Source organism: Sporosarcina sp. P2, from assembly GCF_002743255.1.
Classification (GTDB): domain Bacteria; phylum Bacillota; class Bacilli; order Bacillales_A; family Planococcaceae; genus Sporosarcina.
In genome coordinates this window covers 108320-122908 of the sequence record NZ_PDYY01000001.1, presented here as the reverse complement: position 1 = coordinate 122908, position 14589 = coordinate 108320, and the positions used below count along the sequence as shown (strand labels likewise).

General features: G+C 40.6%; 14 protein-coding genes. 3 read left to right on the top strand and 11 right to left on the bottom strand.

Annotated elements, in window-relative coordinates; translation table 11 throughout:
* Window positions 1–322: 322 nt before the first annotated feature.
* Entirely contained in the window at window positions 323–817 is a 495-nt protein-coding gene (locus tag CSV67_RS00575; RefSeq protein WP_099629693.1) for a hypothetical protein, read from the bottom strand.
* Window positions 818–1152: 335 nt separating this feature from the next.
* On the opposite strand from CSV67_RS00575, the gene CSV67_RS00570 reads away from it, so the two are divergent.
* Window positions 1153–2577, top strand: coding sequence for a catalase (locus CSV67_RS00570; protein ID WP_233191606.1), 1425 nt, complete (start codon window positions 1153–1155; stop codon window positions 2575–2577).
* Between the two features lie 48 nt (window positions 2578–2625).
* Here the strand turns inward: CSV67_RS00570 and CSV67_RS00565 are convergent, their stop codons facing one another.
* Both CSV67_RS00565 and CSV67_RS00560 read right to left on the bottom strand, forming a co-directional pair.
* The gene (locus CSV67_RS00565; RefSeq protein WP_099629691.1) at window positions 2626–3441 is read right to left on the bottom strand and encodes a DUF368 domain-containing protein; all 816 of its coding nucleotides are present in this window, start codon (window positions 3439–3441) and stop codon (window positions 2626–2628) included.
* A 192-nt stretch (window positions 3442–3633) separates the two neighbouring features.
* Window positions 3634–5010: a polysaccharide deacetylase family protein gene (locus CSV67_RS00560; RefSeq protein WP_099629690.1), complete on the bottom strand. Its 1377-nt coding sequence runs from the start codon at window positions 5008–5010 to the stop codon at window positions 3634–3636.
* 402 nt (window positions 5011–5412) lie between these two features.
* Here CSV67_RS00560 and trhO point away from each other — a divergent pair, with 402 nt between their 5' ends.
* Window positions 5413–6387, top strand: a complete 975-nt coding sequence (trhO, locus tag CSV67_RS00555) for an oxygen-dependent tRNA uridine(34) hydroxylase TrhO (protein ID WP_099629689.1) — start codon at window positions 5413–5415, stop codon at window positions 6385–6387.
* A gap of 91 nt (window positions 6388–6478) precedes the next feature.
* On the opposite strand, the gene pstB (CSV67_RS00550) is transcribed toward trhO, so the two are convergent.
* The 6 genes from pstB (CSV67_RS00550) to CSV67_RS00525 all read right to left on the bottom strand — a co-directional run bounded on the left by pstB (CSV67_RS00550) (window position 6479) and on the right by CSV67_RS00525 (window position 11778).
* Window positions 6479–7255: a phosphate ABC transporter ATP-binding protein PstB gene (pstB, locus tag CSV67_RS00550; protein ID WP_099629688.1), complete on the bottom strand. Its 777-nt coding sequence runs from the start codon at window positions 7253–7255 to the stop codon at window positions 6479–6481.
* A gap of 11 nt (window positions 7256–7266) precedes the next feature.
* On the bottom strand, window positions 7267–8067 hold the full coding sequence (gene pstB, locus CSV67_RS00545; protein ID WP_099630004.1) for a phosphate ABC transporter ATP-binding protein PstB: 801 nt from the start codon (window positions 8065–8067) through the stop codon (window positions 7267–7269).
* Window positions 8068–8109: 42 nt separating this feature from the next.
* A complete protein-coding gene (pstA, locus tag CSV67_RS00540) occupies window positions 8110–8994 on the bottom strand; it encodes a phosphate ABC transporter permease PstA (protein WP_099629687.1) in 885 nt (294 codons plus the stop codon).
* Window positions 8994–9923, bottom strand: a complete 930-nt coding sequence (pstC, locus tag CSV67_RS00535; RefSeq protein ID WP_099629686.1) for a phosphate ABC transporter permease subunit PstC — start codon at window positions 9921–9923, stop codon at window positions 8994–8996. Before pstC ends, pstA begins: the two co-directional genes overlap by 1 nt.
* Window positions 9924–9966: 43 nt before the next feature.
* Window positions 9967–10863: a phosphate ABC transporter substrate-binding protein PstS family protein gene (locus tag CSV67_RS00530; RefSeq protein WP_099629685.1), complete on the bottom strand. Its 897-nt coding sequence runs from the start codon at window positions 10861–10863 to the stop codon at window positions 9967–9969.
* Window positions 10864–11073: 210 nt separating this feature from the next.
* Window positions 11074–11778 (bottom strand): response regulator transcription factor, encoded by a 705-nt coding sequence (locus CSV67_RS00525; RefSeq protein ID WP_099629684.1) that lies wholly within the window; start codon window positions 11776–11778, stop codon window positions 11074–11076.
* A gap of 279 nt (window positions 11779–12057) precedes the next feature.
* On the opposite strand from CSV67_RS00525, the gene CSV67_RS00520 reads away from it, so the two are divergent.
* Window positions 12058–13086, top strand: coding sequence for an NADP-dependent oxidoreductase (locus tag CSV67_RS00520; protein ID WP_233192512.1), 1029 nt, complete (start codon window positions 12058–12060; stop codon window positions 13084–13086).
* Window positions 13087–13204: 118 nt separating this feature from the next.
* On the opposite strand, the gene CSV67_RS00515 is transcribed toward CSV67_RS00520, so the two are convergent.
* Window positions 13205–14188, bottom strand: coding sequence for an NAD(P)/FAD-dependent oxidoreductase (locus tag CSV67_RS00515; RefSeq protein WP_099629683.1), 984 nt, complete (start codon window positions 14186–14188; stop codon window positions 13205–13207).
* 110 nt (window positions 14189–14298) lie between these two features.
* Window positions 14299–14586 (bottom strand): DUF6509 family protein, encoded by a 288-nt coding sequence (locus CSV67_RS00510; protein ID WP_099629682.1) that lies wholly within the window; start codon window positions 14584–14586, stop codon window positions 14299–14301.
* Between the last annotated feature and the right edge of the window lie 3 nt (window positions 14587–14589).

The window sequence follows — 14589 nt, the reverse complement described above, 5'->3', positions numbered from 1 at the left end:
GTATGACTGGGTTTCAGTGGTATTTCTAACTAGATTTACAAGTAGTAGACAGAGATTTCTGGTGTAAAGGGGACTTGCCAATTGACGTTCATTGTCGGGGAAATGAGCGGTTGACGAGTATAATAGAGCGAAGTAGCTATGAGCGATTGTAACGTGCCTTTGAGCGATTGCGGAGGAACTATGATCGGTTGCCGAAAGTTATGAGCAGTTAAGCCGTTACTATGAGCTTTTGTAAAATCTATGGCTCCTTATACCGTATGGCATTCTTTGAAAATACAAAAAAAACGACCTACTCCCCTTTAGTAGGAAGCAAGTCGTTTTATCAGATGTTATCTATTACTTTCACAATCTCCTCATAATCTGGATGTCCTTTATGAAGATATATAATGAAGTGATCTACGTTGATCACGGCCAACTGCTCTGTCTTACTGCCGATATAAACAGGAAGATTTCCTGTCTCTTCAACTATTTCAAGTCGTTTGTCAGATGGATCTAGTTTATAGAGATGCAATGGAAGTAAAGCATCCCCATTGATCGTTACGATCATGCCACTTTCCGCTCTGAACATATCAATCGCAGCTTCAGCGGGTTCGCCTACAGTGAAACCTGCCTGCTCCAGCTGACTTACGACATTCTGATATAACTCTTCATCTTCAACAGCCGCCACAATCACTTCCTCTTGTTCTAGAATGACAGGAGAAGGTTCAGGTGTTTTTTCTGGCGTTGCGCTTTGTTCTTTCGTGCTGCATGCGACTAACACTATTGATAAACAGCTTAGTACTATAGCATAAATAAACCACTTTTTCATAGTGCTCATATATTGATATCCTTTCTACGTGAAACTTTTTCTATCATTATTATACATCATTCTACTATAATACTTAATCTAAATCGTATTTCTAGACAAATAGTTGGCAACAAATTATGATGAATATACAGTACATAATAACCTGTACCTATTAATAATGATTATTAGTTTATAATAATTATAAATAAACCTTTCTTTTAATATTAGGCTTTGATACAATTATATTCATAGTTTGCAAACCAACAACTGAGGAGGAATGTATTTTGACTAATAATGATAATAATTCTCAAAAAAGAAAATTGACAACGGCTGCGGGAGCACCAGTAGTTGATAATCAAAACTCTATGTCCGCTGGTCCAAGAGGTCCCCTTCTATTACAAGATGTATGGTTACTTGAAAAATTAGCACATTTTGATCGCGAAGTTATTCCTGAGCGTCGTATGCATGCAAAAGGGTCTGGAGCATACGGCACCTTCACTGTAACGCATGATATTACAAAGTATACGAAAGCAAAGTTATTTTCCGAGATTGGTAAACAGACGGAGATGTTCGCACGCTTCTCGACAGTTGCAGGCGAACGTGGTGCAGCCGATGCAGAGCGCGACATCCGCGGTTTTTCTTTGAAGTTCTATACTGAAGAAGGAAACTGGGATATGGTCGGAAATAATACACCTGTATTCTTCTTCCGCGATCCTTTGCAATTCCCAGACTTGAATCACGCAGTCAAACGTGATCCACGTACAAACATGCGCAGCGCAACAAACAACTGGGATTTCTGGACTGGACTTCCTGAAGCACTCCACCAGATCACGATCTTAATGAGCGACCGAGGTATTCCCCGTTCATACCGCGAAATGCATGGATTTAGTAGCCATACATTCAGTATGATCAATGAAAACAATGAACGTCACTGGGTTAAGTTCCATTTCCGTTCCCAGCAAGGTATCCAAAATATGACAGATGAAGAAGCTGCAGCGACTGTTGCAACGGATCGTGAAAGTTCTCAACGCGATTTGCTGAGTAACATTGACAATGGCAATTTCCCTAAGTGGAAAATGTACATTCAAGTTATGACAGAAGAAGAAGCAATGGAAATGCCGTATAATCCATTCGATTTAACAAAAGTTTGGTATAAAAAGGACTTCCCTTTAATTGAAGTCGGTGAATTCGAATTGAACCGCAACCCTGAAAACTACTTTGCTGAAGTAGAGCAAGCTGCGTTTACACCAGCCGCGGTCGTTCCAGGCATTGGGTTCTCACCTGATAAAATGTTGCAAGCCCGTCTGTTCTCTTATGGCGATGCGCAACGTTACCGTTTAGGTGTCAATCATCATCAGATTCCCGTCAACGCACCAAAATGTCCGTTCCACAGCTTCCACCGTGATGGGGCAATGCGCGTTGACGGTAATAAAGGTTCTACTCTTCACTATGAACCAAACAGCTATGGTGAATGGCAAGAGCAGCCAGACTTTAAAGAGCCGCCACTAAAAATTCATGGCGACGCAGACCACTGGGACTTCCGTGAAGACGACGATGACTACTTTACACAGCCTGGTAAGTTATTCAATATTTTGAACCTCGAGGAGCAGCAGCGTCTGTTCGAGAATACTGCACGAAATATGGGTGACGCACCGAAAGAGATTAAAATCAAGCATATCCGTCACTGCTACCTGGCAGATCCGAAATACGGTGAAGGTGTAGCGAAAGCATTGGATATTCCCATGGCAGATGTAGATATAGAAAATACAACAACGATAGTAGAAGAATAAAACCATATGAAAAGCCGCTTGAGGAATTCCCCAAGCGGCTTTTGCATTCTACGCTTTATCGCCTACGCCATTTAATATATTAGCAATCAAAAGGCCAAGAACAACCGCAATAACACTCATGACAAATGGCGTACCACTTTCAGGCATGCCTGGATAAATCACAAAGACCGACCCGATGATTAATCCTATAATTACGGCAAACATTCCAGTATGGAAATTAGAAAGAAGGTAGCGTATTAGTTTACTGCTGATTATAAACCCAACAACGATACCACAACCTGTTGCGATAATAATCGGTATATTAAAGTCTGAAATAGCCGTAATGACTGTCGCATAAACGCCTAGTAACAGTAAAATGAAAGACCCACTAATACCTGGCAACAGCATCGCCATACTACCTGCCCATCCCGATAAGAAAAGAATGATGGTATTCTTCACTGTTAGATGGGTAATAGATATAGGATCAATAGGGTTCATAAAAGCGGTAGAAGCTAATGCCGCTGCCACTATTACCATCAAAACAATATGACGGAATTTAAAGTTCGTTCTCAGTCCCGCTTGCTTTGAAACAAATGGAATGACACCAACAATTAACCCTAAAAATAAGTATTGGGTAGGTTCGTGATAGTGCTTTAGTAAATATGAAATAACTTTACTGAATAGAATGATCGTCGCACCCATTCCGATACCAAGCGGAATGAGGAAACCAATATGTCTCTTCCAGTCCTTACTAAAAAATCCGCTTATTGAAATCAGCAACTGATCGTAGATGCCTAATATAAATGCAATCGTTCCGCCACTTACTCCGGGAACCAGATCACTGATGCCCATCAAAAAACCGCGGTATAAATTTCTCCATTCCATGCTCGTTGTTCCTCCAATGATTTCATTCCGTATAGTATATCATGCTGTGCTGCACTAATTACAGTTCACCATTATTTATTTTCCCTATATGTTACAGCTATTTGGACAGAATATAAATTTCTGTCTATCAATAGGACTGTACAAAACAAAAGTTGTTCCATTGTTAGACAAAAACAATGGAACAACTTCTCATTAATAATTATCCATTTCAGATACTGTCACGAATTTATAGCCTTGAGACTGCAGATTTTCAAGTACCGCATCCAGACCATCTGCAGTTGATTCATGAATATCATGCATTAAAATTATACTGCCTGCACGCGCATCTTGTGCAACATGTTCTAATATCAGTTCGGGGTCATGATGATCCCAGTCCAATGTATCCACATTCCATAAAACGACAGGTAATTTCGTGCTTTCCCGTACGCGATCATCTACAGCACCATATGGAGGTCTGAAAACAGTTGCTGGGTGTCCGATGATCGCTTCAATGATATCGGAAGTCCCTTTCACTTCACTTTGAAGTGCCACGTCAGTAAGCTCCGTCAAGGTAGGATGATTCCATGAGTGGTTACCTATCTCATGCCCAGCTTCTGCCACTTTCTTAGCAATTGAAGGATATGAATGAACTCTGTTGCCGAGCATAAAAAAGGTAGCTTTTGCGTTATATTTCTTAAGTGTCTCCAAAATTCTTAGTGTATAAACTGGATCGGGACCATCATCAAACGTCAAAGCAATAGTCTTTTCCTTTTTAGTGTCATCAGTTGCAACTTGAAATTCCTTTGCTAGGAATGGATTCAATTTTCGTAGTGGGATTTCCACAGTTGCCGGTCCAGCTTGCCTTTTTGTAAATTCACCTGTCCCAAAGTATAGAAATAATGAATCATCTGTTAAGGCATAGTTGCGATAGTTTACCCACATAGGTTCAGTAGGTTGCCATACACTTTCCTTAATCACATCGCCTTCTAGCAAAGGACTATGATGGATTTCATCACGCACTACACTCGCCATTCGTTTTAGCTTTTCCAGATTATGATCCACAATATCTTCAATCTTGAGTTCATCTCCTGTTTCAGGATTGATATGAAATGTTTGTATCTTCATTTGACTATCTTGATCAGCAAAGTACGTAACAGCACGCATAACAAAAGAATAGTTTCCCGAAAGGTGCTGAAGCGTTTCAAAAGATACATCTAACTTGGACACTCTATTTTCCTCTTGTTGTTCATTGGCATAGGTTGTTTTCAATTGATCTACATAGTCTAACACTTGCTTATTAAAGCCATCGTATTCTGTTTGAGGATAACGAATGGTAAAAGGATACTGTGAGTCTTTAGGTATCTCCGTAAACATTTTAATACCTGGATACGGCGATATAATCGACTCAACCGACACTTCTTGTTTTGGCGCAGGTATAATTTCATGTGTTACGTGTTTAGGAGAGGTGGTATCTTTAGTCTTCATTACATTCACTATTAATAGTAGCGTAATAGATAGTAAAGTGATGATCGTGATGATCAATGCACTATCGATCCATGATGATCGACGTCTTTTATTTGTATCTTTCATGAAAGGACTCCTTTACTACACACTCGCCAGCATGGATGATAAATTAAAGTTTACTAGCAATAGGATTACTATACCCTTTACGTTCCAAAAGTATTCTGTATTCCACCTTAATATTTTACAATCTGCTACCTTTAATTTCAATTGAATTATATGAAGGTTTTTCCATCTCCTAGTATACAACAAATCCATGATGATACAACATTGTGTGTAGTGGTGTGTTGCCTTTAAAAAAGATTTTTATGTGAAATAGCTTTTTGAATCCTTTTCTCGAAAATGAAATTATGCTATACTATTCTGGGCCCGATTCTTGCAAATTCGGGTTCAAGGGACACACTATCCCTTTGTACACACCGATCTCGGCTGTTGTCTATTGCAAAGATCAAACAGAAGGCGGTAATTTACATGGAAAAGAAAGACTATCGGGTATTATTGTTTTATAAGTATGTAACAATCGAGGAGCCTGAAGAGTTTGCGGCTTCACATTTGGAATTCTGTAAACAAACTGGATTAAAAGGACGTATTCTTGTCGGTGCAGAAGGCATCAACGGTACTTGTTCAGGAACAATCGAACAAACGGATGCGTATATGGAGCATATGAAAGCTGATCCACGTTTTGCTGATGTGTGGTTTAAAATTGATGAAACAGACGGTCACGCATTCAAAAAAATGCACGTTCGCTTCCGTCCAGAGATTGTCAATCTCAGCTTACCTGAAGATGTCAATCCCTTAGAACTTACAGGTGAATATTTGGAGCCTGAAGAGTTCTTAAAACAAATGCAAGATGAGAACACTGTTGTTTTGGATGCTCGTAATGATTATGAGTATGACCTAGGTCATTTCCGTGGTGCAATACGCCCGGATGTCGAAAACTTCCGTGATCTTCCTGAATGGGTAATGGAAAACAAAGAACAGCTTGAAGGCAAGAAAATTCTTGCATATTGTACGGGCGGGATTCGTTGTGAGAAGTTCACTGGCTGGTTGAAACGTGAAGGATTTGAAGATGTAGCACATTTGCACGGCGGTATCGTTTCTTACGGTAAAGACCCTAAAGCAAAAGGACAGTTATGGGACGGTCAATGCTACGTATTCGATGAGCGTATCGCAGTTCCGATCAACCAAGTAGAGCACGTCATCGTAGGACGCGACCATTTTGACGGCACACCTTGTGAACGCTATGTAAACTGTGCAAATCCTGAGTGTAATGCAAAAATTCTATGCTCAGAAGAGAATGAACATTTCTATATGCGCAGTTGTTCAGACGACTGCCGCACACACCCTCGTAACCGTTATTTTGTTGAACACGATATGACAGTGGATGAATACGACGCACGAATGGCCAAAACTACAGCATCACGTGCTCATGAAACCATTTCTTAATACACGAACAGCCAGCATCCTTTTATAGGAAGCTGGCTGTTTGCTTTAATATGTAATGAGTTACCTACATTCATGTATTTTCTTCCTGAATTCAACCAAACTTTCCTGCTATATAATCTTTCGTTTCGGAAAATAAAGGGTTGCTAAATAATGTGGCTGTCTGTCCATACTCTTTTACTTCTCCATTTAGGAAGAAAGCTGTGAAATCGGATATTCGCGCAGCTTGTTGCATATTATGCGTTACGATAATGATCGTATAGCGCTCTTTTAATGTTCGGATCAAGTCTTCTACTTTGGCGGTAGAGATTGGATCAAGAGCTGAAGTAGGTTCATCCATTAATAAAATCTCTGGCTTGGTCGCTAATGTTCGTGCAATCGTTAACCGTTGCTGTTGTCCGCCCGAAAGACCTGTAGCGGGATGATCCAAGTGATCTTTTACTTCATCCCATAAAGCAGCGGCGCGCAGATTCTCTTCTACGATCTCATCCAATACTTTTTTATTCCTTTCTCCATGAGTACGGGGTCCATATGCAATGTTTTCATAAATTGAGAACGGAAAGACCGACGCATGTTGAAATACCATTCCTACTTTTTTTCGCAATTCCACTGGATCAATAGATGGTTCCGTTATATTTTCATTACCAATCCAAATTGCCCCTTCTGTCCTCACTCCGGGAATCAGATCATTCATACGGTTCATTGTCCGCAAAAAAGTTGATTTCCCACATCCCGATGGTCCGATAAGTGCCGTAATTTTCTTCTCTTCAAACTTCAGATTGATATTTTTTAATGCATGGTGAGTACCATAATAAAATTGTAGATTTTCTGTTTGGATGACTGATCGTTCGATAGTTTCCACTACATTCATTTCAATCTCCCCTATCCAATGTGTCCATTTATATAATGTGCCGTTTGTTCATGAATTGGATTAGTAAAAATCTGTTCAGTGGATCCATGCTCAATGACACGCCCCATATAAAAATACGCCACTTCATCCGAAACACGTGCCGCTTGTTGCATATTATGTGTGACGATCACGATCGTATAATCTTTTTTTAATTGTGATATCAGTTCTTCGATTTTTGCGGTCGACACGGGATCAAGTGCAGATGCAGGTTCATCTAGTAATAAAACGCTCGGTTGCATTGCAAGTGCTCTGGCAATACAAAGTCGTTGTTGTTGCCCACCTGAAAGGCGTAAAGCGGATGTATGTAGTTGATCTTTCACTTCTTCCCACAGTGCTGCTTTTTTTAGATTTTCTTCTACAATTCCTTGTAATTCTCGCTTGTCCTTCACTCCGTAGCGCATAGGTCCAGCTGCAACATTCTTAAAAATAGATTTGGCAAACGGAACAGGTCTTTGAAATACCATTCCAATCTGTTTGCGTATTTCATGTAAATTCACATTGGGTGAATGCAAGTCTACTCCTTCATAATAAATTTTTCCTTCCGTACGACATGAGTCTGTGTCATCATTCATGCGATTAATAGAACGCAGGAAAGTTGATTTCCCACATCCCGACGGACCGATCAATGCCGTAACGGATTGTTTTGGGAATGATAGACTGACTTCATTAACAGCACAATGTCCACCATAATATACTGATAAATCGGTAGTTTGCAACACTGAACTGCGGTGGAAATCAGGACTGTCCACTAATTTAACTCTATTCGTTTTCATTTTGACGGGCTGTAAAGCGACCGATTGCATACATATCCTCCTTTAATTGGCACCCATTTTTTTAAACATCAAGTTCCCGATAAAGCGTGATGTGAAATTAAAGAATAAAATCGAGATGATCAATAATGCCGCTGCTCCGTCAGAGATTGCTGCTGCGTCTGGCATAATACCTTCACCGTTAATTTTCCAAATGTGAACGGCCAATGTTTCAGCCGGCCTAAATGGATTTAAAGGAGATGTTGGGGACAACGGATTCCAATTGGTGAAATCTATAATCGGTGTGCTCATTCCTGCTGTGTAAATCAAAGCAGCCGCCTCACCGAATACTCTTCCTGATGCTAATATGACACCCGTCACGATGCCAGGAAGTGCTGCTGGAAGTATGATGGTCGTAATCGTTTCCCATTTTGAAAAACCAAGCGCCCATCCAGCTTCGCGTTGTGATTTCGGTATGTTACGAATAGATTGTTCTACAACTCGTACGAGCAAAGGGAGATTGAATAGTGAAAGTGCAAAGGCACCGGATAAAATCGAAAAACCCCAGCCCATATACAAAACGAAAAAGAGGAATCCGAATAATCCTACTACTATAGATGGTAATGAAGATAGCACTTCAATCAGTACGCGAATACAACGAATGATCCAGTGGTCCCTCGCATACTCAGCTAAATAAATCCCTGCACCAATCGCAATCGGCACTGCAATCATCAGTGTCAAAACGAGTAAATAAAAGGAGTTAAATAATTGAGGTCCCACTCCGCCACCCTCTTTGAAAATCTGAGGAGGTGTCGTAATGAATTGCCAGCTCAGCTGAGGAATACCTTTTACAAAGACAAATCCAAGCAAGCCTGCCAAAACTGTAATGATGATGCCTACAATGACGTATAGCCCAGCCGTAGCGAGCCGATCTGTACTTTTAGCTGACATTACGTACTTTTCCCCTTTCCAATCATTCGTACTATAATCGTGAAGAATAGCGACATCAGTAAAAGTATAAGCGCGAGTGACCAGAGCGCATTATTTTCCACTTGTCCCATCACTGTATATCCCATGCCCATTGTTAAAATACTAGTAATCGTGGAGGCTGGTTCAAATAATGAATGTGGAATGACAGACGCATTCCCAATAACCATCTGAACTGCTAGAGCTTCACCAAATGCTCGCGCCATTCCGAAAATGATAGCCATCAGTAGGCCAGGTTTCGCAGTTTTCAACACAACTTTACAAATCATTTGCCATCTGGTTGAACCTAGCGCCAGCGATGCTTCACGCAATGAACGTGGAACTGACTGAATAGCGTCTAGTGCTAAACTCGTGACTGTCGGTAAAATCATGACAGATAACACAATAGTCCCCGCTGCGATACCAAATCCGCTACCTGGAAATAGATCGCGTAAAAAAGGTACGACGACACTTAATCCAATAAATCCATAAACAACTGAAGGAATACCTACTAACAACTCGATCACAGGCTGCATGATTCTCTTACCTGCATTTGGCGCAATCTCGCTCATGAAAATGGCTGCGCCAATCGCAAGTGGTCCAGCAATTAAAGCGGATATTCCTGTAATCGCCAATGAACCTACTATAAATGGCAAGGCCCCGATAATAGGTTTGCCTAGGGAATTTACTTCCGCTGGGTTCCACGTCGTACCTGTAAAAAAGTCTTTCACACTACCATCATTCATAATGAATGTAGATAAACCTTTTGAAAAAACTAGAAATAGAATGGCTGCAGTGATGGCTGCAGTCAAGACCACTGCGATGAAAGTAAGCGATTTTCCGAATCGCTCTGTACGCATTTTACTACTTTTTCTGTACAATGGATGTTCTATCTCTTTGATTGTCTTCGCCATCATGTACGCTCCTTTCGAGATAGGAGGAATTTACACGTTTCTATCATTTTTTCGTAACAGTTCCTTCCGCATCTCGCTCTACTTGCATCCCCGTTACCGGTAAGTAGTCCATTTCGGGAAGTATAGTTTCCTGTACATCATCGGAAAGTATATAATCGATCAAGTCTTTTGCGAGACCCTTTGCTTCTCCATTTGTATACATATGCTGGTAAGCCCAAATTTCCCATTTGTTTGATTCAACATTTTCTTGGTTTGGCGTCACGCCATTAACCCGTAGAGCTGTAGTCGTTTCATCGAAGTAAGAAAATGCTAAGTAGCTGATTGCTCCCGGCGTTTCACTGACAATTTTTCGTACCGTACCCGAAGAATCTTGTTCTTGTGCCTCGAGTGGTTGTTTTCCTTGCAATACTAATGCTTCAAAAGTAGCGCGTGTTCCGGATCCTTTTGCACGGTTAATCACCATTATTTCTTGATCCATTCCACCAAGTTCTTTCCAGTTTGTGATTTCTCCTGTAAAGATTCCAACCAATTCTTCAGTCGTCACATCTTCTACACCCGTTTCTGGATGACTTACTGGACCCATTCCAACAACCGCAACTTTATGGTCGACTAAGCTACCCGCGTCCACGCCTTCTTTTTCTTCCGCGAATATATCTGAGTTTCCAATATCTACTGCCCCTTCGCTAATTTTACTTAACCCGGTACCGCTTCCTCCACCTTGGACATTTATAACCGAACCTGGATTTTTTAACGCAAACTGCTGTGCTGCAGCTTCAACTAAAGGTTGTAGTGCACTGGACCCAACTGCCGTGATGGGTTCAGTTTGTTGTTTGGCTTCTTCCTTTTCACTATTACTTGCTTTTGGACTACTACAAGCTGCGATCACCCACGTACAAAGTAAAACAAATACCAATACGGTTATTTGGTTTCGTTTCCTCATCACTGCGCCCCCTAAGATATTTCGTTTTAGTAGTGACTTTCTACTGCTTCTTTACTATAAACAATGAATATTAAAGGCTGATGGATGAAACGTAAAGGTTGTGTAAAGGTTGTGTGTAGAAAGATCATTCCCTGGATCTCTGTAATATAAAAAGCCAAAGACACAACCCTGTATGGATTCGTCTTCAGCCTTCGTATGTATCTAAAATATTCAGTTTATCTCTTCTTCAAATTTATAACCAAATCCTCTGACAGTCTTAATATAGACCGGACTTTTTGTATCTCGTTCAATTTTCTCCCTAAGGTGACTAATATGAACATCTACGATACGAGAATCTCCAGTGTAGTCATAATTCCATATCGCATTTAGCAACTGCTCACGGTGTAGTACTTTACCTGAATGTCGCATTAAGTATAAAAGTAGTTCAAATTCTTTTGGAGTCAATTCTAAAGGGCTTCCATCCAAAAAGGCTTCAATTCGATCTGGATAAACTAGTAAACGTCCATGACTTAGTTCCGTTCCCAGTTCTTTTTCTTGTGTAGAATTCTGTAACTCAATTCTGCGCAAGATGGCTTTCACACGCGCTAGCACCTCTCGTGGACTAAATGGTTTTGTTAGGTAGTCATCTGCTCCAAGTTCGAGCCCAAGCACTTTATCAAATTCATCGCCCTTCGCCGTCAACATTAAAATAGGTGTATGAATTTTTTCCTGACGAAGTTTCTTGCATACGTCCATGCCATCCATGCCAGGTAGCATAATATCGAGCAACAATAAATCTGGTTCTTCGGAAAGCGTCATAGAAATTGCTGTATTGCCATCTCGTGCTATGCAAACGGTGTACCCTGCCTGCTCCAAGTTGTATTGCAAAAGAGTAGCTATCGATTGTTCATCTTCCACAACCAAAACCTTTTTCATCTGGTTAGCTCCTTTACGACTAGTTCATTAATTTTTCAGAAAGTCTACGTCTCTACTCTACTTTGACGTCAAGAAAATGTCCACTCAAATCGATAATTGTTCTATATATTTGGTGATATATTCAAATGAAAAAACTTGATCTGTTGCTATATAGAAGGTTGAAGTTTTCTTCTCAGTGCAATTGATTGACATCAGTACTACATCCTAGTACCCTTAAACTTAAGCTTACTTTTAGTTAGTTTAACAGTTGAAATGTACATGAAAACAGGAGGAATTACTATGACACTAGAGATGCAAAGAGAAATTCATTTAGCTAACAGACCGAAAGGCTTGCCTACTATGGACACTTTCCATTTTGTGGAAAAGCCTATGCCTCAACTAAAAGATCATGAAGTTCTAGTTCGTTCGCTATATGTATCAGTTGACCCATACATGCGAGGAAGAATGATAGATGCGAAATCATATATCCCCCCATTTAAGTTGGATGAAGTGATTGCCGGTGGCGTCGTTGGCGAAGTCACGAAATCTACTTCTAATTTATTTAAAGCTGGAGATGTTGTTGTGGGTAACTTGAATTGGGCAGAATATACGGCCGCTTCCGAGAAAGAAGTTCGTAAAATCGATCCCAACATTGCCCCCATTTCTACACATTTAGGGATCCTTGGCATGACAGGTCTCACTGCATACTTCGGGTTACTTGATATCGGTAAACCACAACCAGGTGAAACAGTCGTCGTTTCTGGTGCCGCTGGCGCAGTCGGTTCGGCAGTAGGCCAAATCGCCAAAATGAAAGGTGCCAAAGTGATAGGAATTGCAGGTTCACAAGAAAAGATCGAGTACTTAAAAAATGAGCTCGGCTTTGATGAGGCAGTCAATTATAAACTGGATAGCTTTAAAGAAGACTTGGCTAAAGCTGCAACTGACGGTGTGGATGTCTATTTTGACAATGTCGGTGGCGATGTGACAGATGCAGTCTTTACATTACTAAATAAACATGCGCGAATTGCACTATGCGGTGCTATTTCGTCTTACAATAAAGAACAACAAGACATCGGTCCGCGTCTTCAAACTATGATGATCAAAACAAGCGCTTTGATGAAAGGCTTTACCGTAGGAGATTATGCAGCAGACTTCGCTACTGCATCAGCTGATTTAAGTAAATGGCTATCAGAAGGCAAGCTGAAGTATGAAGAAACCATCGTTGAAGGCTTCGACAATATTCCAGATGCGTTTCTAGGTTTATTCGATGGAAGCAATGTAGGTAAACAACTGGTCAAGGTCGCTGATTATAAAACAACGAAACACTAACCAGGTCGCAATGATAAAAGGCTATCCCGAGAAATTCTCAGGATAGCCTTTTATATTACTGGCATAAAAAACATCTTGTACAGTGAAAAACTTTCCATACAAGGCGCAGACTATTTTATTAACCGAATACGCTCGTACTGTGCAACGGTTGTACTTTTGCTTTTGGATCTATGAATGCTTTCGCGTGGCTGATTGCAACTGGTGCTTCACCCATACCTACCGCAATCAATTTCACTTTGCCATCGTATGTTGTGACGTCACCAGCAGCATAAATGCCTTCGATATTCGTCTCCATGCGAGAGTTCACTTTAATAGAATTACGATCCATTTCTAAACCCCAGTCTTTCAATGGGCCAAGTGAAGAAATATTGCCGTAATTGACTACAACATGATCGAATGTGAGTTCTTTCACGCTACCGTCTTTTTCCTTTAGAATGACTTTATCCAACGTGTCTCCATCGCCATGTAACTCACTTATAGCGTGTGATGTTAAAACATTCACACTAGATTCGTTTAGTTGATTGACACTTGTTTCATGCGCAGTAAAACGTTCTCTACGGTGAACTAGTGTTACCTCACTTGCGATATCTTCAAGCATCAATGCCCAATCGAGTGCAGAGTCTCCCCCGCCGCACACACAGATATTTTGATCTTTAAACATAGACAAATCTTTAATACCGTAATGCAATGTTTTGCCTTCAAAAGTTGGTTCTTCTTTCAAACCGATTTTACGTGGTTGAAAAGCCCCAATTCCTGCGGTCAATAATATGGTCCGTGTCAAATGTTGTCCTTTGTCTGTCGTTAAAACAAAGTGATCATCCTTCTTTTCGAAGGACAATGCTGCTTCCCCTAAACAAATTTCAGGTTTTGCATAATGCGCTTGCGTCACTAAGTTTGCTACTAAATCCTTTGCTAAAACTTTAGGGAATCCGCCAACATCATAAATGTATTTATCAGGATATAGCTCGATCAACTGGCCGCCAAGCTGTGGTAAACTATCGATAATTTTGACAGACATCTCCCGCATACCCGCGTAGAACGAAGAAAACAATCCAGTTGGGCCGCCGCCGATAATCGTAATATCCACTATTTCATGATTCATTTAAAACACTCCTATAATTAATTCTTTAATGATAAGCTATTGGGGTGTACCACTTATGTTTCACTGGTCTATTATCCCTTATTCTAAAGAGAATAACATCTAATTTGTATTTAGAATTCCGGAAAATGTTCATTACAGTATTGCTCTGCTGATGCTTGTTCTTCTTCGTCCCATTCCACGTCGAATGGGCTTTCCGTTGCCAATTCATAAAATTGGTACGTAAGCATCTTTCGCTCGCCATCCTTCACAGAATATAGCATACGTAAGCCAGTACCCTCTTCATTAAACAGTTCATCTTCTTCATCTAACTTAACTGTCAAAAGAAATTCGTAGCGCTGACCATCGATTATACCTGTTGGATCCACCAGTTCTTGTACTTTACCATTTACTATTTGCATTCA

Coding starts and splice junctions, on each gene's coding strand:
- CSV67_RS00575 (WP_099629693.1), bottom strand. CDS start 817: ATGAGCACTATGAAAAAGTGGTTTATTTATGCTATAGTACTAAGCTGT.
- CSV67_RS00570 (WP_233191606.1), top strand. CDS start 1,153: ATGTCCGCTGGTCCAAGAGGTCCCCTTCTATTACAAGATGTATGGTTA.
- CSV67_RS00565 (WP_099629691.1), bottom strand. CDS start 3,441: ATGGAATGGAGAAATTTATACCGCGGTTTTTTGATGGGCATCAGTGAT.
- CSV67_RS00560 (WP_099629690.1), bottom strand. CDS start 5,010: ATGAAAGATACAAATAAAAGACGTCGATCATCATGGATCGATAGTGCA.
- trhO (WP_099629689.1), top strand. CDS start 5,413: ATGGAAAAGAAAGACTATCGGGTATTATTGTTTTATAAGTATGTAACA.
- pstB (WP_099629688.1), bottom strand. CDS start 7,255: ATGAATGTAGTGGAAACTATCGAACGATCAGTCATCCAAACAGAAAAT.
- pstB (WP_099630004.1), bottom strand. CDS start 8,067: ATGAAAACGAATAGAGTTAAATTAGTGGACAGTCCTGATTTCCACCGC.
- pstA (WP_099629687.1), bottom strand. CDS start 8,994: ATGTCAGCTAAAAGTACAGATCGGCTCGCTACGGCTGGGCTATACGTC.
- pstC (WP_099629686.1), bottom strand. CDS start 9,923: ATGGCGAAGACAATCAAAGAGATAGAACATCCATTGTACAGAAAAAGT.
- CSV67_RS00530 (WP_099629685.1), bottom strand. CDS start 10,863: ATGAGGAAACGAAACCAAATAACCGTATTGGTATTTGTTTTACTTTGT.
- CSV67_RS00525 (WP_099629684.1), bottom strand. CDS start 11,778: ATGAAAAAGGTTTTGGTTGTGGAAGATGAACAATCGATAGCTACTCTT.
- CSV67_RS00520 (WP_233192512.1), top strand. CDS start 12,058: ATGACACTAGAGATGCAAAGAGAAATTCATTTAGCTAACAGACCGAAA.
- CSV67_RS00515 (WP_099629683.1), bottom strand. CDS start 14,188: ATGAATCATGAAATAGTGGATATTACGATTATCGGCGGCGGCCCAACT.
- CSV67_RS00510 (WP_099629682.1), bottom strand. CDS start 14,586: ATGCAAATAGTAAATGGTAAAGTACAAGAACTGGTGGATCCAACAGGT.